Consider the following 20,611-nt stretch of genomic DNA (forward strand, 5'->3'; position numbering starts at 1 on the left):
GGCGCGATGAGTGCCGTCCGGACCGCCGGCGCGGAGGTCGTCGGGGCCCTGACCTCCGGGTTTGTCAGCGCCGCCATTAAAACGTTCGCATCGCCATCCGTCCGGAACGCGCATCCGCACGACCGGATTCTCCCGGGGGATCACACCTTCCGCACGACCGAGGAGAGACAATGACCGACCTGCTGCGCGAGGCCCGGCTGAGCCGGGGCCAGTTCCTGCGCATGATGGGCGGCCTGGCCGCCGCCACGCTCGCCACCGCCTGCTCGACGCGGCCCGAGACCACGGTCACGACAGGCGGCCAGAGCACCACCGAGCTCAAGTTCATCGGCGTGTCCGACCAGAAGGCGCCCATGGACAAGCTCGTGGCCGCCTACCAGAAGGTCCAGCCGTCGGTCCGGATCACTCCCTCGTACGCCCCCACCGACCAGGTGCAGACGTCCGTGCGCACCCAGCTCGGCGCCGGGAACGCGCCCGACCTGTACGTCGTGTACCCCGGCAACGGCAGCGCGATGTCGATGAGCCAGATCGCCCAGGCCGGGCTGCTGGCCGACCTGTCGGCCCAGGCGTGGACGCAGACCATCCCCACCGGCTTCAAGCCCGCCTTGCAGCTCGACGGCAAGACCTACATCTACTCGGCGGGCTCGTCGGTCATCGGGGCGGTCTACAACAAGAAGGCGTTCCAGAAGGCCGGCGTCGAGGAGCCGCCCACCACCTGGAGTGAGTTCCTGTCGGTCTGCGACAAGCTGAAGAAGGCCGGCGTGGTGCCCATCGCGCTCGGCGCGCAGACCCCGTGGGTCACCCAGCTCATCACCTACGCGCTGGTGCCCTCCACCGTCTACGCCAAGGACCCGACCTTCGACGACAAGCAGCTCGCCGGGCAGGCCACGTTCGCCGACTCCGGCTGGCGCCAGGCCATGGAGATGTACCTGGAGCTGCAGAAGCGCGGCTTCTTCAACGACAACCCCAACGGCACCACGTTCGAGCAGCAGACCTCCATGGTCGCCTCGGGCAAGGCCGCCATGGCGATCCAGGTGTCGGCCGTGCTGCCCGACTTCCGCAAGGCCGCCTCGACGCCCGACGACCTGTCGATGTTCCCGCTGCCGGGCGCCGACCAGGCGGCCGAGGTGTGGATCCCGGCGGGGGTCGTGGTCGGGCTCGGCGCGAGCGCCAAGGGCCGGAACGTCGAGCAGGCCAAGGCGTTCATCGACTTCCTCGGCAAGCAGGAGAACATCAACGCCTGGGCCGAGGCGATCGCCGCCATCCCGCTCACCCAGGACGCCTCCTCCAAGATCGACCCGGCGGTCGAGTCGTTCCTGCCGTTCACCAAGGACCGCGCGGTGCCGTTCATGGACCAGCGCTGGCCCAACGCCGAGGTGCAGCCGGTGCACTTCGCGGTGATCCAGGAGCTGCTGGCCGGCAAGTCGACGATCGACGAGGCGCTGAAGAAGATGGACGAGGCGTACCGGAAGTGACCCCCCTGATCGCCCGCGTCACGGGGCGGCGGGTCAGCGCCGACGCCCCGCCCTGGCTCTTCGCCGTGCCCGCGCTCGTGGTGTACGCGCTGGTCGTGCTCTACCCGGCGGCGAGCGGCGTGGTCTACGCCTTCACCGACTGGAGCGGGATCGGCCAGGACAGGTCCTTCGTGGGCCTGGCCAACTTCCGCGCCCTGCTCGGCGACGACCAGGCGCTCGGCTCCATCGGCAACACGTTGCTGCTCACCGTGGCCATCGTGGTCGTGCAGAACGTCGTCGGCCTGCTGCTGGCCCTCGGCGTGCACGCGAAGCTGAAGAGCCGGGCGCTGCTCCGGGTGATCTTCTTCGCGCCGGTCGTGGTCAGCCCGGTCATGGTGGCGTTCCTGTGGAAGTACATCTACAACCCCGACCCGTCCGCCGGGCTCAACGGCCTGCTCGGGCTGCGCGTCGACTGGCTCGGCGACCCGTCGGTGGCGCTCTGGTCGATCGCCGGCATGGTCGTGTGGCAGTACGCCGGATACTCCATGGTCATCTTCCTGGCCGGGCTGGAGGGCGTCCCCAAGGAGCTCCACGAGGCCGCCATGATCGACGGCGCGGGCACCTGGCAGCGGTTCCGGTACGTCACCTGGCCGCTGCTCGCCCCGGCCGTGACGATCAACCTCATGCTGTCGACGATCGGCGGGCTCAAGCTGTTCGACCAGGTCTTCGCCGCGACCAACGGCGGCCCCGGCTACGCCACGGAGACGCTTTCCACGGTGCTCTACAAGCAGGCGTTCGTGTTCGGCAAGTTCGGCTACAGCACCGCGATCGCGCTGGTGCTCGCCCTGTTCGTGGCGGCCGTCTCGCTCGTCCAGGTCTACTACCTGCGCAACCGGGAGGTGACGGTGTGAGAAGGACCTTCCTCCTCGAACTCGTCATGATCGCGGTGGCGGTCGCCTTCATGTTCCCCGTCTACACGCTGGTCTCGCTGTCGCTGAAGAACCCGGCGCAGATCTCGCAGGCGCCGCTGGCCCTGCCGAACCCGCCCACATCCGACAACTTCGCCAGCGCGTGGACCGCCGCGGCGCTCGGCCCGTCGCTGATGAACAGCACGGTCATCACGGTCGTCAGCCTGCTGGCGCTCATCGCGCTCGGCTCGTTCGCGTCGTACTTCCTGGCCCGGGTGAAGACGCGCCTCGGGTACGGGCTCTACATCCTCTTCCTGCTAGGCATCGTGCTGCCGTTCCAGCTCGGCATGATCCCGCTCTACCAGCTGGTCACCGACCTCGGCCTGATCGGCACGCACGCCGGGATGATCCTCTTCTACACCGGCATCCAGCTGCCGTTCACGGTCTTCCTCTACACCGGCTTCATCCGGGCGCTGCCCCGCGAGTACGCCAGCGCCGCCCAGATCGACGGCGCCTCGCACCTGGTGGCGTTCACCCGGGTCGTCTTCCCGCTGCTGCGCCCCATCACCGGCACGGTGCTGATCCTCAACGCGGTCTTCATCTGGAACGACTTCTTCACGCCGCTCATCTACCTCGGCGGCTCCGGCTTCGAGACGGTCCCGGTCAGCGTCTTCGCCTACGTCGGCCAGTACGTCTCCCAGCACGGCCTGGTCTTCGCCGGCCTGGTGCTGGGCGCGCTGCCGATCGTCCTGGTGTTCCTGGTGCTGCAGCGTTACGTCATCAAGGGCTTCGCGAGCGGACTCAAGGGGTGAACGTCTTCGACCTGTTGCGCGAGCCGCCCCGGGAGTTCTCCCCGGCGGCCATCTGGTGGTGGAGCGGGGAGCCGCTGCGCCGCGACCGGCTGCGCTGGCAGCTGGAACGCCTGGTCGCGGGCGGGGTGCACAACCTGGTGATCCTCAACCTGGCGCCCTCGGGCCCGATGTTCGGCGCGGACGCCGACGACCCGCCGTTCATGTCGGAGGCGTGGTGGGAGCTGCTCGACGGGGTCTGCGCCGACGCCGCCGAGCTGGGCGCCCGCCTGTGGTTCTACGACCAGCTCGGCTTCTCCGGTGCCGACCTGCAGGCGCGCCTGGTGGCGGAGCGGCCGGAGTTCGCGGGCCGGTGGCTGGCCCCCGACGGCTCCGTCCACTCCCGCGGCTTCGACTACCTGTCTCCCGAGGCGTGCGCGGTGCTGATCGACCGGGTCCACGGCGAGTTCGAGCGGCGGGTGGGCCACTGGTTCGGCACGGTGATCGCCGGGTCCTTCCAGGACGAGCTGCCCACCCTGCCCACCTGGTCCGCGCGCTTCGCCGAGGAGCACCTGGCCCGGCGCGGGAAGCCGTTCACGCTGGACGACCCTGACTGGCTGGCCTACCAGCGCACCCGCGCCGAGCTGGCCGAAGAGGCGTTCTTCCGCCCGCTGGCGCGCTGGCACGAGCGGCACGGCCTGCTGGGCGGCTGCGACCAGCAGGACCCCGCCCGCGCCGGGCACCCGGTGGCGGGCGTGGAACTGTACGCGGACTACGCGGCCACCCACCGCTGGTTCGGCGCGCCGGGTTCCGACCACCACGGCGACGCCCGGCTGCACTCCTCGCTCGCCCACCTGTACGGCAGGCCGCGCACCTGGATCGAGGCCTTCCACTCCAGCGGGTGGGGCGGCACGCTGGAGGAGACCTTCGACTGGCTGCTGCCCTGGCTGCGGGCCGGCGCCACTCTCTACAACCCGCACGCCGTCTACTACACGACCAGGCGCGGCTGGTGGGAGTGGGCGCCGCCGTCCACCGACTGGCGTCAGCCCTACTGGCGGCACCACCGCGTCTTCGCCGACGCGGTCGCCCGCCTGTGCGCGGTGCTGTCGCAGGGCCGGCACGCCTGCGACGTGGCCGTGCTGCTGCCCACCGCCACGGCCCAGGCCGGCACCGGTCTCGGGCCCGCGGACGCGGCCGCCGCCAGGGCCGACGAGGTCTACCGGGAGCTCGTCGGCGACATGGCGTGGTTCGCCACCCGGCCCGGCGTGCTGGACCGGCTCGGGCTCGACGCCGACGTCATCGACGAGGACTCGGTGCGCCGGGCGGTCGTGACGGACGGGCGGCTGGCCGTGTCCACGGAGGCCTACCGGGCGATCATCCTGCCCGCCGTCACGGAGCTGGACGACGACGTGGCCGCCAGGCTCGCCGAGTTCGCCGCCTCCGGCGGCCTGCTCGTCGCCGTGGGCGCACCGCCCCAGGCCCCCTCCCTGCGCGCCCTGTCCGCGTCGGGGGGCTCGTTGCGGTACGTCGAGTCGGCCGCCCGGCTGGGGGAGGCGCTGGGCGGTCTGACGCGCCGGGTGGAGGCGCCGGTCCCGGCGCTGGTGCGCGAGGTCGGTGACACCACGCTGGTGTTCCTGACGGCGGCGCATCCCATGGCCAGCAGGATCAGCGTGGGCCGGCCCGAGGAACGCGGCGTGGACCTCGGCTGGCTCGACGCGGTCATCGACTTCGACCCCGCCAGGTACGCCCGCGACATGCGGATCACCGTGAGGGGCGTGTCGGGCACGCCGCTGCTGGCCCGGCTCTTCGACGGCGGCGAGCCCCGGCCGCTGCCGCACACCCGGACCGGCGACGCCGTCGAGGTCGTGGTGCCGTTCGACGACGGCCCGGCGGCGCTGCTGGTGTTCGACGGCACCCCGGCCGAGCCCGCGCCGGTCGCGCCCCCGTACCCGGTCGAGACCGACCTCGGGGACGAGTGGGACGTCGAGCTCGTCCCCACCCTGGACGACACCTGGGGCGACTTCGGCGGCGGCGCGACGGTCGAGCGCTGGACGCTGCGCACCCCGGACGGGGAGCCGGCGCACGTCACCTTCGGCCCCCGGGGCGAGCAGCGGGTCGGCGACGGCCCGTGGACCCCGTCGGTCTGGTCGGCCTCCCGCGGGCTGCGCAAGGACCCCGTGCACCGGGACGCGCTCGGACCCAAGGGCCGGGTGCCGGCCGAGTTCCTGGCCTTCGGCCGGGTCCAGGCCGGGCAGGAGGCCCGCTTCCGCACCCTGCTCACCGTGCCGCCCGGCCCGCCCGTCCGGCTCGCGGCCGGCGCGGGCGCGGCGAAGACCCTCCGGCTCGACGGCGAGCCGGTCCCGCTGGACGACAGCGGCTACGCCGCCGTGACGCGGGCGCCCGTCCCGCCCGGCGAACACCTGCTGGAGCTGCGGCTGGTGCCGGACGAGGAGGCCGACCTGCGCGCCTACGTCTGCCTGGTGGCCGACCCCGCCGACGCCGCCCGCCCGGAGTGGATCGCGGGCACGCCGCTGGAGACCACCGTGCGGCTCGGCGCCGGACCGTACGAACCGTTGCAGGTGGCCTCCACCGCGTCGTGCCGGGTGCTGGTCAACGGGCGGGAGGCGGGCAGGCAGGGCGGCTTCGACCCGTACGCGGAGGCGGACATCCCCCGGGTGCGCCGCTACGACGTCACGCACCTGCTGCACCCGGGCGGCAACACCATCCGCGTCGAGTCGGACGGCTGGGTGCTGGTGGACGGGCCGGCGGTGTCCGGCCCCGGATGGTCAGGGGACGTCCGGGTCCGGCGCCGCCAGTACGGCGACCAGGCCGCGCTCCACCTGCGGCGCCGCCCGCACCCGCTGCCCGACACCGGCTGGCTCGGCGACGGGCCCGTCGCGCCGCGGGCCGGCTTCGCCGTGCCGGGCGCGGCCCCGCGCACCGAGGTCTTCGTGGTGGACGCGCCGCCGGGCGCGCACGACGTCGAGGTCGAGGCCGCCGGCCCGGTACGGGTGCGCTGGACCGATCAGGGCACCGTCGAGCTGCACGTCGACACGGCGCCCGGGGCGCAGGGAGGGGCCGCGTTCACCGGGCCGGTGCGGTTCGCCTGCGGCCCCGGGCGGATGCGGCTGGGCGACTGGGAGGAACGCGGCCTGGCCGGCTACAGCGGCGGCGTCCGCTACCGCACCACCGTCACGGCGCGCGCCGGGGCGGGCCTGCTCGACCTGGGCAGGGTCAGGGGCACCGCGGAGGTCACGGTCAACGGGCGGCCGTGCGGGATCCGGGTGTGCTCGCCGTACGTGTTCGACGTCGGCCTGGACGACGGCGAGAACGTGGTGGAGATCCTCGTCCTCGGCACGCTGGGGCCGTATCTGGACGAGGTGAGCCCCACCCACTTCGTCTTCGCCGGCCAGCGCGTCTCCGGCCTGCTGGGGCCGGTGCGGCTGCGCACTAGACCATGAGGGAGCGGACCGTCTCGACGGTGTCGGCGTCGGCGGCGCGCTTGTCGGGACGGTAGCGCAGCACCCGGGCGAAGCGCAGGGCCATGCCGCCCGGATAGCGGGGGGAGCGCTGCACGCCGTCGAAGGCGATCTCCACCACCAGCTCGGGGCGGACCTGCACGGTCCACTCCGTCGTGGGGCCCTCGGCGAGCTCCAGGAAACGCTCCGTCTGCCAGGCGAGCAGCTCGTCGGTCAGCCCCTTGAAGGTTTTGCCGAGCATGACGAACCCGCCCGTCTCGGGGTCGCGGGCGCCGAGATGGAGGTTGGACAGCTTGCCCTCGCGGCGGCCGTGGCCCCACTCGGCGGCCAGCACCACCAGGTCGAGGGTGTGGCGCGGCTTGACCTTGATCCAGCCCGCGCCGCGCCGGCCGGCCGCGTAGGGGGACGCCAGCGCCTTGACCACCAGCCCCTCGTGGCCGGCCCGCACCACCTCGGCGAAGAACCGCTCGGCCGCCGCCACGTCGTCGGTGACCAGGCGCGGGGTCAGCAGCGGTGCGGGGACGGCCGCGGCCAGCGCCTCCTGGCGGTCGGCGTACGGGAGATCGAGCAGGTCGGCGCCGTCGACCCGGAGCGCGTCGAAGAAGAAGACGCTCAGCGGTGTCTCGGCGCGCAGGCGGTCGATGTCGATCTTGCTGCCGGTGCGGGCGGCCGTCACCTGGAACGGGTGCGGGCGGCCGTCGGGGCGCAGCGCGATCACCTCGCCGTCGAGCACCGCCTCGCGCACCTGGAGGCCCAGCACCGCCTGCACCAGCTCGGGGACCCGGGAGGTGATGTCGTCGAGCGTACGGGTGAAGACCCTGACCTCCGAGCCGGAGCGGTGGGCCTGGACGCGGATGCCGTCGAGCTTCCACTCCAGCGCGGCGGGGGCGCCCGCCTTGGCCAGCGCGGCGGCGACGCCGGGGGCGCTGCCGGCGAGCATGGGCGAGACCGGGCGGCCCACCTCCAGCCGGAACGCCTTGAGACTCGGCACGCCACCCGACAGCGCGGCCGCGCCGACGGCCGGCAGCCAGCCGCGGAGCGTGAGCGCCCGGCGGACGTCGGCCGACGGCGCCCCGGACGCCTTGGCCACCGCCTCGATCATCACGCCGTCGAGCGCGCCCTGCCGGAGCTCGCCGCTGAGCAGCTTGAGCATGAACGCCTGCTCCTGGCTGGTCAGCCCGGCGAACAGCTCGTGCACCAGCGCCTTGCGGGCCGCCTGGGAGCCCTGGCCGGACACCGATTTGATCTTGGTGAGCAGGGAGTCGACGTCGGTCAGCGTGGCGGTCGCGACGAGCTTCGGGCCGGGCAGCTCCTGCAGGGAGCGCCAGCCCACGCCGATCTGGCGCTGCGGCAGCTCACCCGACAGATAGGAGATGGCGATCTCCGCCTCGGCGGGGCCGACCCGGCCGAGCAGCTCGGCCAGATGACCGATCTTCCCCAGCCGCGCGGGCGTGCGCGCCACCGCCTCGGACACCCGGACCACGTCGATCAGCAGCACACCGCTATCGTGCCTCACCTCCACGACATTTCCGCAATCCCCGCGATCGGGCCTGCCGGAAAAGCGGGTGGCGGGCGGCAAGAAAAGACCGCCCCGCCCCGGAAGGGACGGGGCGGGAGACGTCAGCGGACGCCGAGCAGGTCCACGACGAAGATGAGGGTCTCGCCGGGCTTGATGCGCGCGCCCGCACCGGCGTTCCCGTAACCCAGGTGCGGCGGGATGACGAGCTTGCGGCGCCCGCCCACCTTCATGCCGGCGACGCCCTGGTCCCAGCCCGCGATCACGCGCCCGGCGCCCAGCGGGAACTCGAACGCCTGGCCGCGGTTCCACGACGCGTCGAACTCCTCGCCGGTGGAGAAGGCGACGCCGACGTAGTGGACGCTGACCTGGTGGCCGGGCTTGGCCTCGGGGCCGTCACCGACGGTGATGTCCTCGATCTCCAGGTCGGCGGGCGGGTTGCCGCCAGGGAAGTCGATCTCCGGCTTCGAGAGTGCCACGAAGTGCTCCTGTTGACGATGGCAATGAACCCGACGACTCTACGCGCTCGGGATAAGGTCAGCTCTCGTGACGGCCCCGACTCCTGACGCGATCCTGCTCGGCGGGCGTGTGGCCGTGGTCGCCGGGGCGGCGCGCGGGGTGGGCCGGGCGATCGCGGAGGCGCTCGCCGGGTTCGGGGCCCGGGTCGCCGCGTGCGACCGCGACCGGCCGGTGGGCGATCTGGCGATGACGGTGAGGCCGGGCGACCCGATGGCGGCGGAGGTGTTCGCGCAGGCGGTGGCCGACCGGTGGGGCCGGGTGGACGTGCTGGTGACGGGCGCCGGCGGGTCGTTCGCGGCGCCGTTCGACGAGCTGGCCGCGCGCGACGAGCAGGCGCTGACCGACGAGAACTTCGGCCAGGTCACGGCGCTGATCCGGCGGATGCTGCCGCTCATGCACGCGGGCGGTGCGATCATCAACGTCAGCTCGGGCGAGGCCCGGCGGGCGGCCCCCGGGCTGGCGGTGTACGGGGCGATGAAGGCGGCCCTGGAGAGCCTGACCGCGACGCTGGCCGTGGAGCTGGGGCCGCGCGGCATCCGGGTCAACGCGATCGCGCTCGGCGAACTGCCGGCGGGCGGCGAGGAGCCCGCGGGCGCGCAGGACGCGGCCGCGGTGGCGGTCTTCCTGGCCGGCGACCTCGCCAGGTCGGTCACCGGCACGACGGTGCGGGTGACCGCCCGCCGCTGATCACCAGCTGGTGTGGACGGGCATGCCCTCCGAGTAGCCGGAGGAGCTCTGCACGCCGACGACCGCGCGCTCGTGGAACTCCTCCAGGGTGGTCGCGCCCGCGTACGTGCACGAGGAGCGGAGCCCTGCCACGATCGCGTCGATCTGGTCCTCCACGCTGGGCCGGCGCGGGTCCAGATACATCCGCGAGGTGGAGACCCCCTCCTCGAACAGCGCCTTCCTGGCCCGGTCGAACGGGCTGTCCTCGGCGGTGCGCAGCCGGACGGCGCGCGCGGAGGCCATCCCGAAGTTCTCCTTGTAGGTGCGCCCGTCGGCGTCGGTGTGGGCGTCGCCCGGCGACTCGTACGTGCCGGCGAACCAGGAGCCGATCATCACGTTGGCCGCCCCGGCCGCCAGGGCCAGCGCCACGTCGCGCGGGTGGCGGACGCCGCCGTCGGCCCACACGTGCCGGCCGAGCCTGCGCGCCTCGGCTGCGCACTCCAGCACGGCGGAGAACTGCGGCCGGCCCACCCCGGTCATCATCCTGGTCGTGCACATGGCGCCCGGCCCGACGCCCACCTTGACGATGTCGGCGCCCGCCTCGACCAGGTCGCGCACGCCTGCGGCGGTGACCACGTTGCCGGCCGCGACGGGCACGGCCGGGTCGAGCGCGCGCACGGCCCGCAGCGCGGTGGCCATCTTCTCCTGGTGCCCGTGCGCGGTGTCGACGACCAGGCAGTCGACGCCGGTCTCCAGCAGCTCCTTGGCCTTGGCCGCCACGTCGCCGTTGACCCCGACGGCCGCGGCGATGCGCAGCCTCCCGCGGTCGTCCACGGCCGGCTGGTAGAGGGTGGCGCGCAGCGCGCCGGTACGGGTGAGGATGCCGACCAGGGCGCCCGCCTCGTCCACGATGGGCGCCAGCCGGTGGCGTCCGTCGTGCAGCCGGTCGAACGCCTCGCGCGGGGCGAGGCCGGCGGGCAGCGTGAGCAGCTCGCTGGACATCACCTGCGCGAGCTGGGTGTACATGTCGACGCCCTGGCAGTCGGCCTCCGTCACCACGCCGACCGGGCGGTTCTCCCAGTCGACGACGATGACGGCGCCGTGCGCGCGCTTGGGCAGCAGTTGCAGCGCCTCGCCGACGGTGTCGTGCGGGGTGAGCACGAGCGGCGTGTCGTGCACGAGGTCGCGCTTCTTCACCCAGTCGACCACGTCGGCGACCACGTCGAACGGGATGTCCTGCGGGATGACCACGATGCCGCCGCGCCGGGCGACGGTCTCGGCCATGCGCCGCCCGGCGACCGCCGTCATGTTGGCCACGACGATCGGGATCGTGGTGCCGGTGCCGTCGTGCGTGGACAGGTCGACCTCGAGCCGTGACCCGACCGAGGAGCGCGACGGGGTCATGAACACGTCGCTGTAGGTCAGGTCGTAGGGCGGAGCCATGCCGTTGAGAAATTTCACGTTGATCCATCTTATGAGGTGAATGCTTCCACCTAGGATTTCCCCCTTTCTCGGGGGCTTATGATCGGCGCGGATGCATATGGGGGAGGGAGGGCGTGTGGACGTCACCGAGCGGGGCGAAATGATCGTCGTCGGTTTCGCAGTGCGCACCACGAACGCCGACGAGATGGACCACGCGCGGGCGAAGCTGCCGGCGCTGTGGCAGCGAGCCGGCGCTCCGGGGGCTTTCGCGCACCTGCCCAACCGGGTCGACGAGAATCTGTACGCGGTGCTGACCGACTACGAGAGCGACCACCACGGCGCCTACACGCAGATCGTCGGCACCGCGGTGCGCACGGTGCCGCGGCTGCCGGAGGGCATGGTGGCGGTGCGGGTGCCGGCGGCCACCACGCTCCGGCTGGAGGCGCGCGGCCCGATGCCGCAGGCGCTGATCGAGGCCTGGCAGCGGGTGTGGAAGCACACCGAGTCGGGCGGCACCCCCTCCCGGGCCTTCACCACCGACCTGGAGGTGCACCACCCGGGCGGGGTGGACCTCTACGTGGCGGTCTAGACCCCGAGCGCGGCGGCGGCGGCCTCGACCGCCGTCGGCTTGACCTCCTCGATGGGCAGGTCGGCGTACTCGACCGAGCAGTCGGCCATGCCGCCCAGCGCGATCGTCGCCCGGACACGCTGGGTGGTGGTGAGGCCGTCGCCGAGCAGCAGGGCGATGAGCCGCTGCCGCCATTCCATCATGCGGTTGCCCAGGTCGAGGTAGGACAGCACGGACAGTTCGCGCACCATCATGACGATCACCTCGCGGTGCCGCCAGATCAGGTCGAAGTAGTCGCCCAGGAGCGCGCGCGGGTCGCCGCCGGGCTTCCGGCTGGACACGAACCGCTCCATGTCGTCGAGGAGCGGCTGGACGATGCTGCGCACCAGGTCGTCGCGTGAGGTGAAGTGGTAGTAGAGAGCCGGTTTGGTGATGCCGAGCCGGTCGGAGATCTGGCGCAGGCTGGTGTTCTGCACGCCTTGGCGCGCGAACAGCTCGCGCGCCACCGCCTGGATGCGCGCCCTGGTGTCACTCGGCCTGGCCATGGAGAGATCCTATTCCTTACCTACCGTTAAGTAATCCCGCCTGCTAGCCTGAGTTTTACCATCCGGTAAGTAAGGAGGATCCCCATGCGCGTCCTCGTCTCAGGCGCCAGCGTCGCCGGCCCCGTGCTGGCCTACTGGCTCACCCGCTACGGGTTCACGGTCACGGTCGTCGAACGCGCCCCCGCGCTGCGCAAGACCGGCGGCCACGCGGTCGACCTGTTCCGCCCCGCCGTCGACATCGCCGCCAAGATGGGCGTGCTCGACCAGGTCAGAGCCAGGAGAACCGGCACCGATTCACTGACCTTCCATGTCCCCGGCCGGTCCCGCCCGGTGCGGATGCGCACCGGGAAGCTCATCGCCGCGGTCTCGGACCGGCACGTGGAGATCATGCGCGACGACCTGAGCGAGATCTTCTACGACGCCGGTCGCGACGACGTCGAGTACGTCTTCGACGACTCGATCACGGCCATCGGCGAGGACGGCGTGGTGGAGTTCGAGCGCGGGCCGGCGCGCCGGTTCGACCTGGTGGTCGGCGCGGACGGGCTGCACTCGAACGTGCGCCGCCTGGTGTTCGGCCCCGAGGAGCGCTTCGCCACCTGGATCGGCGCCTATCTCGCGGTCGCGTCCGTGCCGGACTACCTGGGCCTCGAAGGGCGCATGGAAGGCGTCTCGGCCGTCGGCCGGATCGCCGGACTCTACTCGGCGGCCCACCTGCCGGACGCGCGGGCCGTCTTCCTCTTCCGCACCCGCGAGCCCCTCGACTACCACTACCGGGACGTCCCCCGGCAGAAGGAGCTGCTGCGCGAGCACTTCGCCGGCCTCGGCTGGGAGGTGCCGCGGCTGCTGGCCGAGCTGGACACCACGCCCGCGTTCTACTTCGACAGCATCACGCAGCTGCGCATGGACACCTGGTCGCGCGGGCGCGTCACGCTCGTCGGCGACGCCGGCTACTGCCCGGGACCCGCAGTCGGCGGCAGCACCAGCCTCGCCGTGGTGGGCGCGTACGTGCTGGCCGGCGAGCTCGCCGCGGCGGGCGGCGACCCCGCGCGGGCGTTCCCCGCGTACGAGGCGGAAATCGGCGCGTACGTGCGCGGCAGCCGCGACCTGGCCCTCCGCATGGCCGGACGGCTCGTCCCCGCCGGCCGTTTCGACCTGTGGGCGCTCGTCCAGGCCGTCCGGGTGCTCGACCGCGTCCCGGACGCGGTCATCAGGGCCGCCGGCCGGCTCGGCGGCAGGAGCGCGCGCCTGCATGACGCCGTCGTGCTCAAGGACTACTCACCGTACGAGAAGGCACGCGGCCACGGCGCGGCCCGCGCCTGACACGACAGGGCTCAGGCCAGCACGCCCTGGGCGCGCAGCTTGGCCGCCTCGTCCGCCGGGATGCCCCAGGTCGACAGGTCGTCCAGCCGGGTCGCCTGGGCCAGGTCGGGACCGGGCGTGCCGAGCAGCCGGGGCGCGGGCATCGGCTGGCTCAGGCCGCCGACCTCGACGAAGCTGCCCCGCGCCGTGTTGTGCGGGTGGGCCGGGGCCTCGGCCATCGACAGCACCGGCGACACGCAGGCGTCCGAACCCTCGAACACCGCCTCCCACTCGGCCCTGGTCCGCTTGCGGAACTCGTCGGCCAGCCGCGCCTTCAGCGCGGGCCACTGCGCCTGGTCGTTGCGGTCGGGCAGGTCCGACAGCTCCATGAGCGACACCATCGCGTCCCAGAACTGCGGCTCCAGCGATCCCACGGCCAGATACCGGCCGTCGGCCGTCTCGTACGTGTCGTACATGGGAGCCCCGGTGTCGAGCAGGTTCGTGCCCCTCGGCCCCCAGAAGCCGCTGTTCACGCCCTGGTAGAACATCGCGAACAGGATCGCCGCCCCGTCGACCATGGCGGCGTCGATCACCCGGCCCAGGCCGGTGCGCTCCCGCTCGAACAGCGCCAGCAGCACCCCGTACGCGAGCATGAGGCCGCCGCCGGCGAAGTCGCCGAGGATGTTGATCGGCGGGGTCGGCTTCTCGCCCTCGCGGCCCAGCATCGACAGCACGCCGGAGATCGCGATGTAGTCGATGTCGTGCCCCGCCGTGGGGGCCAGCGGGCCGTCCTGGCCCCAGCCGGTCATCCGGCCGTAGACCAGCCGCTCGTTGACCGCGTGCAGCTCGTCGGGCCCGATGCCGAGCCGTTCGGCCACGCCCGGCCGGAACACCTCGATCACCACGTCCGCGTGCCTGGCCAGCTCCTTGAACGCCGCCACGCCGTCGGGGGACTTCAGGTCCAGCCCGATCGTGCGCTTGCCGCGGTCCATCACGTCGGTGCGCGGCTTGTCGGAGACCGCCGCCACCCGGTCGACCCGCACCACCTCGGCGCCGTGGTCGGCGAGCATCATCCCGGCGAACGGGCCGGGGGCGAGCCCCGCCAGCTCCAGCACCCGTACCCCGGACAACGGCCCCTGACGAGGGTGCGACATCGACGTCTCCTTCTCATGACCGGCAGCGAACATCCGCCCCAGTAGAACAACATTCGGTGCACTGTGGCAAGACGCCTTCCTGACCGCCCATCAGAGGAAGGTGAGGTATGGGAAACTTGCCCACTATTCGGGTGGTCAACAGGGGTAGGACATGGATGCGGATAGCAGCCGGCTGATCGCCAAGCGCTACCAGTTAGTTCGGGCGCTCGGCCGCGGTGGCATGGGCGTGGTCTGGGAAGGCCACGACACACTGCTCAACCGGCAGTGCGCGATCAAAGAGGTGGTGCTGCCGGCGGGCCTGCCCGAGGCTGACCGGGAACGCCAGCTCGTCCGCACCGCGCGCGAGGCCCGCACCGCCGCCCAGCTCAACCACCCGTCCGTGGTCGCCGTGTACGACGTGGTCGAGGAGGACGGGCGGCCCTGGATCGTCATGGAGCTGGTGCGCGCCCCGTCCGTCGAGGAGGTCGTGGCGACCATGGGCGCGCTGCCGGTGCGCCAGGCCGCCGACGTCGGCCGGCAGGTGCTGTCCGCGCTCCTCGCCGCGCACGGGCAGGGCATCCTGCACCGCGACGTGAAGCCGAGCAACGTGCTGCTCACCGACGACGGCCGGGCGGTGCTCACCGACTTCGGCATCGCCACCGCCGAGGGCGAGGCCTCGCTCACCCAGACCGGCATGGTGACCGGCTCGCCCGGCTTCCTGGCGCCCGAACGGGTGCGCGGCAGGGAAGCGGGCCCGGCCTCGGACCTGTGGTCGCTGGGCGCCACGTTGTACGCCACCCTGGTCGGCCGTTCGCCGTTCGAGCGCGGCGAGCCCATGGACACGCTCAAGGCCATCCTGGACGAGGAGCCCGACTACCGGCGCATCCCGCCGGCCATGCACCCCGTGCTGCAGGGGCTGCTGCGCAAGGACCCGGCGGATCGGGTGAGCGCCCAGGAGGCCGACGAGCTGCTCGCCGCCGTCTCACAGGCCAAGCAGGCCGCCGCCGACATGGACGCGCCCGAGCCCGGCCGGTCGCGCAGGCTCGCCCGTACCGTCACCGCGGCGGCCGCGGCGGCCGTCCTGGTCGTGGCGGCCGGCGCGGTCGCGTACTTCAGGTCGGCCACCCCGGCGGAGGGCACCGCGCAGCTCGCCCAGCGGGCCGCGGCGACCAGCCCGATGCCGAGCGCCCCGCAGGCGATCACGCCGACGCCCGAGCAGACCGCCACGCCGTCGCGGACGCCCGTCCCCGCCAGGACGCGGGCCGTGATCAGGCCGTGGACCTCGCCCGCCGGGTGGACGATCGCGCGGCCCGCCGGCTGGCGCGGCTCGCGCGGCGAGCACCACGCCGAGTGGACGCACCCGCACCGGACGGGGCACCTGGCCGTCGAGGCCGTGTACTCCAGCCTCGACCCGCACCAGCTCCTGCGCGACGAGGAGGCGGCGTTGCAGGCCGAGGGCGCCGACGACCTGGTGAACATCGCCCGCAGGCCCGTCAGCCACCAGGGCGCGACGGCCGTGGAGTGGGAGTTCACCTGGGTGGCCGGGCAGGGCGGCTCGTCGTGGGCCGCGCCCGGCATGAGGTATCACGAGGTGCGCCGGGCCGTGGCGGTCGGCCAGACCGCCTACATCCTGTCCTGGACCTTCACCGAGCGGCAGTGGCAGCGCAACACCGGGCTGATGCGGCAGGTGCTGGAGAGCTTTACGGTGGGCGCATGACGCCCTGGCACCTGCTGGCACTCCCACCGCTTCCCGAGGACCTGATCCGCCACCTGCTCGCGCCGCTCGGCGACCGGGTGACCGTGCGCGCCCCCGCCGCCCGCGACCGCGCGGCGATGCTGGCCGCGCTGCCCGAGGCGGAGATCGTGCTGGGCGACTGGACCGGCGAGCTCACGCTCGACGCCGCGGCCGTGGCCGCCGCGCCCCGGCTGGCGTTCGTCCAGCAGCCCTCGGTCGGCGTCGACGGCCACGACCTGGCCGCGCTCGCCGCGGCCGGCGTGCCGGTGGCCAACACGGCGGGCGTGAGCGCGGGCGCGGTGGCGGAGTGGTGCGTGGCCGCGGCCCTGGCGGTGACCCGCAAGCTGGCCGAGGCCGACGCGGCGGTGCGCGCGGGGGAGTGGCCGCAGCAGGCGCTGCGGCCCCGCGAGCTGGGCGCGACCCGGGTGGGCGTTGTCGGCTACGGCCCGATCGGCGAGGCCTGTGCCCGGCTGTTCCGGGCGTTCGGCGGCCAGGTCTCCTACTGGACGCGCACGCCCCGCGAGGACCCCGGCTATCTCCCGCTGGAGGAGCTGCTGGAGTCCAGCGACGTGGTGGTCGTGGTGATCGCGCTGTCGGAGGAGACCCGCGGCCTGATCGACCCGCGCCGGCTCAAGCAGGGCGCGGTCCTGGTCAACGCGGCCAGGGGCGGGGTCGTCGACCAGGACGGCCTGGTGGCGGCGCTACGCGCCGGACACCTGGGCGGCGCGGCGCTGGACGTGTTCGACGCCGAGCCGCTGCCGGCCGGCGACCCGCTGCGCGAGCTGCCCGGCGTGCTGCTGTCGCCGCACGTGGCCGGCGTCACCCAGGAGGCCACCGGGCGCCTGATGACCGTCACGCTGGCGAACCTGGCCGCCGCCGTCGAGGGCCGCGACGTGGCCCACGTCGTGAATGGTGTTTCCCCCCGAATTAGCAGAAAATTTTCGGGTTCGACGGTTTCCTGAACCGTCTAGCTGGCACGATGAACAGTTTTCGTGTCGTTAACGACCCCGGTCTGTTCCACGTTGTCCAGGAGAGATAACGTTCTGTGGACGATCTCTACCGGCTCTAGGGGGTGCTTGCGTGAAGACGACGATGTCGACACACCAACAGGCTGTAGAGCACATCCGCCGCTCGTACGCCGAGATCCCCGGCGACGCCGCGCCTCGCCTGGCCAAGGCCACGTCCAACCTCTTCAGGTTCCGCGACCAGGCCAAGACCGCCAGCCTGTCGGCCAGGGACCTCGACGAGGTGATCAGCGTCGACCCTGAGACGATGACCGCCGAGGTCCAGGGCATGACCACCTACGAGCACCTCGTGGACGCCACCCTCCCCCACGGGCTGATGCCGTACGTGGTCCCGCAGCTCAAGACCATCACCCTGGGCGGGGCGGTGACGGGGCTGGGCATCGAGTCCACCAGCTTCCGCGACGGCCTGCCGCACGAGTCGGTCGAGGAGATGGAGATCCTCACCGGCGACGGCCGGGTCGTCGTCGCCCGCGACGACAAGGAGCACCGCGAGCTGTTCCGGGCCTTCCCGAACTCCTACGGCACCCTGGGCTACGCGCTGCGCCTGCGGATCAAGCTGCGCAAGGTCCAGCCGTACGTGCGGCTCACGCACGTACGGTTCACCGACGCCGACAAGTGCATGCTGGCCATGCAGGAGATCTGCGACAGCATGGAGCACGACGGGGAGCCGGTCGACTTCGTCGACGGGGTCTTCTTCGGCCCGCAGGAGCTCTACCTCACCGTCGGCCGCTTCGCCGAGCGGGCCCCCTACACCTCCGACTACACCGGCATGCGCATCTACTACCAGTCGATCCGGCAGCGCGGCCGCGACTGGCTGACCGTGCGCGACTACCTGTGGCGCTGGGACACCGACTGGTTCTGGTGCTCGCGCGCGTTCGGCGTGCAGCAGCCGATGGTCCGCACGTTCATGCCGCGCCGCTGGATGCGCTCCGACGTCTACCGCAAACTCGTCGCCCTTGACCGCAAGCACGGCGTCACCGCCCGCATCGACCGCTGGCGCGGCCAGCCGGTGCAGGAGTCGGTCATCCAGGACGTCGAGGTGCCGGTCGAGCGGGGCGCGGAGTTCCTGGAGTTCTTCGCCGGCCGGGTCGGCATGACGCCGGTCTGGATGTGCCCGCTGCGGGCGAGCTCGCGCTGGCCGCTCTACCCCCTGGAGCCGGGCAAGCTGTACGTGAACTTCGGCTTCTGGGGGATGGTGCCGCTGCCGCGCGGACAGTTCGACGGCTACTACAACCGGCTCATCGAGAACACGGTGCACGAGCTCGACGGGCACAAGTCTCTCTACTCGACGTCGTTCTACGGCCGCGACGAATTCTGGCGGCTGTACAACGGGGACGCCTACTGGCCGGTCAAGCGGGAATACGACCCGGGCGGGCGCCTGCTTGACCTGTACGACAAGTGTGTGCGGGGAAGGTGATGTGATGGCTCTCGCTTCCATCTTCGAGAAGATCGTCGGGTCGGACGCCGGGGTCGCGTTCCTGGCCTACGACGGCAGCAAGGCAGGCCCGGACGACGCGGACGTCACCCTTGAGGTGAAGTCGCCGATCGCGGTGGCCTACCTGGCGCAGGCGCCGGGCGAGCTCGGGCTCGCGCGTGGGTACGTGTCCGGTCACATCGACGTGCACGGTGATCTCTACACCCTGCTCGACCGGATGTGGAACATCACCACGAACGACCTGACGACGGCCGAGAAGGTGGCGGCGGTCCGTTCGCTGGGGGTCAAGCCGCTGCTCATGCGCGTCCCCGTGCCGCCGCAGGAGGTGCGCACCAGCGCTCTGGCCAGGCTGGGGTCGCGGCACGCCAAGCAGCGCGACGCCGAGGCGATCCACCATCACTACGACGTGTCCAACCGGTTCTACGAGTGGGTGCTCGGCCCGTCCATGGCCTACACCTGCGCCACCTTCCCCAGCGAGGACTCCACGCTGGAGGAGGCGCAGTTCGCCAAGTTCGACCTGGTGGCCCGCAAGCTCGGGCTGAAGGAGGGCATGCGGCTGCTGGACGTCGGCTGCGGCTGGGGCGGCATGGTCATCCACGCGGCCCAGCACTACGGCGTCAAGGCGCTCGGCGTGACGCTCAGCCGCCAGCAGGCGGAGTACGCGCAGAAGGCCATCGCCGAGGCCGGGCTGCAGGACCTCGCCGAGGTCCGCCACATGGACTACCGCGACGTCGCCGAGACGGGCTTCGACGCCGTCAGCTCCATCGGCCTGACCGAGCACATCGGCAAGGACAACCTGCCCGCCTACTTCAGCTTCCTGCACGGCAAGCTCAAGCCCGGCGGCCGGCTGCTCAACCACTGCATCACCCGGCCCACCGGCAAGGAGAAGACGTTCAACAAGGGCGGCTTCATCAACCGCTACGTCTTCCCCGACGGCGAGCTGGAGTCGGTCGGCTACCTCATCCGGCAGATGGAGGACCTCGGCTTCGAGATCCACCACGAGGAGAACCTCCGCGAGCACTACGCCAAGACGCTGACCCACTGGTGCGCCAACCTGGACGCCAACTGGGAGGACGCGGTCCAGGAAGTGGGCATGGGCACCGCCCGCGTCTGGGCTCTCTACATGGCGGGCTGCGTCGTCGGCTTCGAGCGCAACAAGATCCAGCTCCATCAGGTGCTCGGGGTCAAGCTGGGCGACGACAGGCGCTCGGGCATGCCGCTGCGCCCGGCGCGCGACTGGCCCTGATCAGCTGTCGAGCACCTCGTACAACGTCTTGGCGAACTCGGCCGGGTGCGTGATGAAACCCGCGTGCCCGCCGGGGAAGCCGGCGATCTCGATGTCGAGCAGCGCGGCGAGGGCCAGGGCGGTGCGGTGGCCGACGGTGCCGTCCGTGTCGCCGCACGCCAGCGTGAACATGCCGGCGCGCAGCGCCTCCAGGTCGGGCGCGTAGCGGACGAACGAGCGCAGCTCGTAGCGCACGCAGAACGTCATGTTCGCGTGGACGCGCGTGAGCAGGTCGGCGACGGGCTGCGGCAGCGCGGGTGACGGCTCGGGCGGCGCGTCGACGCCGAGCAGGCCGCTCAGCTGCCGGATCGCCGCCGTCGTGCCCTCCCGCTCGCCCGTCTCGTACACCTCCTGGAAGGCGGCGTGCCAGCGCTCGGCGTCGGGCAGCAGCTCGACCAGGAGCGGCTCGTGCGCGACCGCCGCGCGCACCAGTTCGGGGTAGGAGGCGAGCATGTCCATCGCGACCATGCCGCCGTAGCTGGTGCCGAAGAGGTAGGCGGGCTCGCGGCAGAGCGCCCGCAGCAGCAGGTGCGCGTCACGGGCGTGCTCGGGGATGCGCTGCTCGCCGAGCGGACCGGTCAGCCTGCTCCGCGAGTTGCCCCGCGGGTCGTAGGTGATCACGGTGTAGTGCTCGGCGAGCAGCCCCGCCAGCGGCGCGAACGCGCCCGCGTCGCCCTCGCCGCCGTTGACCAGCAGCAGGACCGGCCCCGACCCGCGCAGCTCGTAGTACAGCTCGGCGCCGGGAACGGCCAGCGTGCCAGCTTCCATGCGATCCTCCGATGTTCGTGAGCCGTCCACGAACAGATCGCCGGTCGAGGGCGAAGCGTTTCGCGTCCC

At 72.3% G+C, this 20,611-nt stretch carries 17 protein-coding genes; 11 read left to right on the forward strand and 6 right to left on the reverse strand.

Annotation, left to right across the window (positions count from 1 at the left end; all coding sequences use genetic code 11):
* Positions 1-170 precede the first annotated feature (170 nt).
* From ACGFI7_RS06280 to ACGFI7_RS06295, 4 genes are read left to right on the forward strand one after another with little or no spacing between them, the layout of a single operon-like run.
* Positions 171-1,472 carry an extracellular solute-binding protein gene (locus ACGFI7_RS06280; RefSeq protein ID WP_393399849.1) on the forward strand — a complete coding sequence of 434 codons (1,302 nt, stop codon included), beginning with the start codon at positions 171-173 and terminating at the stop codon, positions 1,470-1,472.
* A complete protein-coding gene (locus tag ACGFI7_RS06285; protein ID WP_393399851.1) occupies positions 1,469-2,362 on the forward strand; it encodes a carbohydrate ABC transporter permease in 894 nt (297 codons plus the stop codon). The genes ACGFI7_RS06280 and ACGFI7_RS06285 overlap by 4 nt, the downstream gene beginning before the upstream one ends.
* Positions 2,359-3,171 carry a carbohydrate ABC transporter permease gene (locus tag ACGFI7_RS06290; RefSeq protein WP_393399853.1) on the forward strand — a complete coding sequence of 271 codons (813 nt, stop codon included), beginning with the start codon at positions 2,359-2,361 and terminating at the stop codon, positions 3,169-3,171. The genes ACGFI7_RS06285 and ACGFI7_RS06290 overlap by 4 nt, the downstream gene beginning before the upstream one ends.
* Positions 3,168-6,608 (forward strand): hypothetical protein, encoded by a 3,441-nt coding sequence (locus ACGFI7_RS06295; RefSeq protein ID WP_393399855.1) that lies wholly within the window; start codon positions 3,168-3,170, stop codon positions 6,606-6,608. Before ACGFI7_RS06290 ends, ACGFI7_RS06295 begins: the two co-directional genes overlap by 4 nt.
* Here ACGFI7_RS06295 and ACGFI7_RS06300 read toward each other — a convergent pair.
* Positions 6,598-8,124, reverse strand: coding sequence for an ATP-dependent DNA ligase (locus tag ACGFI7_RS06300; protein ID WP_393399858.1), 1,527 nt, complete (start codon positions 8,122-8,124; stop codon positions 6,598-6,600). The two genes, ACGFI7_RS06295 and ACGFI7_RS06300, sit on opposite strands and share 11 nt — an antisense overlap.
* 122 nt (positions 8,125-8,246) lie before the next feature.
* Entirely contained in the window at positions 8,247-8,621 is a 375-nt protein-coding gene (locus ACGFI7_RS06305; RefSeq protein ID WP_393399860.1) for an FKBP-type peptidyl-prolyl cis-trans isomerase, read from the reverse strand.
* 67 nt (positions 8,622-8,688) lie between these two features.
* On the opposite strand from ACGFI7_RS06305, the gene ACGFI7_RS06310 reads away from it, so the two are divergent.
* Positions 8,689-9,348 (forward strand): SDR family NAD(P)-dependent oxidoreductase, encoded by a 660-nt coding sequence (locus tag ACGFI7_RS06310; RefSeq protein WP_393399862.1) that lies wholly within the window; start codon positions 8,689-8,691, stop codon positions 9,346-9,348.
* Here the strand turns inward: ACGFI7_RS06310 and ACGFI7_RS06315 are convergent, their stop codons facing one another.
* Positions 9,349-10,788: a GuaB1 family IMP dehydrogenase-related protein gene (locus tag ACGFI7_RS06315; protein WP_393399864.1), complete on the reverse strand. Its 1,440-nt coding sequence runs from the start codon at positions 10,786-10,788 to the stop codon at positions 9,349-9,351.
* A gap of 97 nt (positions 10,789-10,885) precedes the next feature.
* On the opposite strand from ACGFI7_RS06315, the gene ACGFI7_RS06320 reads away from it, so the two are divergent.
* A complete protein-coding gene (locus ACGFI7_RS06320; protein WP_393399866.1) occupies positions 10,886-11,338 on the forward strand; it encodes a GyrI-like domain-containing protein in 453 nt (150 codons plus the stop codon).
* Here ACGFI7_RS06320 and ACGFI7_RS06325 read toward each other — a convergent pair.
* The gene (locus ACGFI7_RS06325; RefSeq protein WP_393399869.1) at positions 11,335-11,862 is read right to left on the reverse strand and encodes a TetR/AcrR family transcriptional regulator; all 528 of its coding nucleotides are present in this window, start codon (positions 11,860-11,862) and stop codon (positions 11,335-11,337) included. The genes ACGFI7_RS06320 and ACGFI7_RS06325 overlap by 4 nt on opposite strands.
* Before the next feature lie 84 nt (positions 11,863-11,946).
* Between ACGFI7_RS06325 and ACGFI7_RS06330 the strand changes: the two genes are divergently transcribed.
* A complete protein-coding gene (locus ACGFI7_RS06330; protein ID WP_393399871.1) occupies positions 11,947-13,182 on the forward strand; it encodes an FAD-dependent monooxygenase in 1,236 nt (411 codons plus the stop codon).
* A gap of 11 nt (positions 13,183-13,193) precedes the next feature.
* Here ACGFI7_RS06330 and ACGFI7_RS06335 read toward each other — a convergent pair whose 3' ends face one another.
* Complete coding sequence (locus ACGFI7_RS06335) at positions 13,194-14,315, reverse strand: CaiB/BaiF CoA transferase family protein (RefSeq protein WP_393399873.1); 1,122 nt, start codon at positions 14,313-14,315, stop codon at positions 13,194-13,196.
* Between the two features lie 151 nt (positions 14,316-14,466).
* Here ACGFI7_RS06335 and ACGFI7_RS06340 point away from each other — a divergent pair, with 151 nt between their 5' ends.
* From ACGFI7_RS06340 to ACGFI7_RS06355, 4 genes are all read left to right on the forward strand, one after another.
* On the forward strand, positions 14,467-16,011 hold the full coding sequence (locus ACGFI7_RS06340) for a protein kinase (protein ID WP_393399875.1): 1,545 nt from the start codon (positions 14,467-14,469) through the stop codon (positions 16,009-16,011).
* A complete protein-coding gene (locus ACGFI7_RS06345) occupies positions 16,008-16,991 on the forward strand; it encodes an NAD(P)-dependent oxidoreductase (RefSeq protein ID WP_393399877.1) in 984 nt (327 codons plus the stop codon). Before ACGFI7_RS06340 ends, ACGFI7_RS06345 begins: the two co-directional genes overlap by 4 nt.
* A 130-nt stretch (positions 16,992-17,121) precedes the next feature.
* Positions 17,122-18,471, forward strand: coding sequence for an FAD-binding oxidoreductase (locus tag ACGFI7_RS06350; RefSeq protein ID WP_393399879.1), 1,350 nt, complete (start codon positions 17,122-17,124; stop codon positions 18,469-18,471).
* Positions 18,472-18,475: 4 nt separating this feature from the next.
* Positions 18,476-19,735 carry a class I SAM-dependent methyltransferase gene (locus ACGFI7_RS06355; RefSeq protein ID WP_393399881.1) on the forward strand — a complete coding sequence of 420 codons (1,260 nt, stop codon included), beginning with the start codon at positions 18,476-18,478 and terminating at the stop codon, positions 19,733-19,735.
* Here ACGFI7_RS06355 and ACGFI7_RS06360 read toward each other — a convergent pair whose 3' ends face one another.
* Positions 19,736-20,542 carry an alpha/beta fold hydrolase gene (locus ACGFI7_RS06360; RefSeq protein ID WP_393399883.1) on the reverse strand — a complete coding sequence of 269 codons (807 nt, stop codon included), beginning with the start codon at positions 20,540-20,542 and terminating at the stop codon, positions 19,736-19,738.
* Positions 20,543-20,611 lie beyond the last annotated feature (69 nt).

It is taken from the genome of Nonomuraea sp. NPDC048826 (genome assembly GCF_043198225.1).
Taxonomy (GTDB): Bacteria; Actinomycetota; Actinomycetes; order Streptosporangiales; family Streptosporangiaceae; genus Nonomuraea.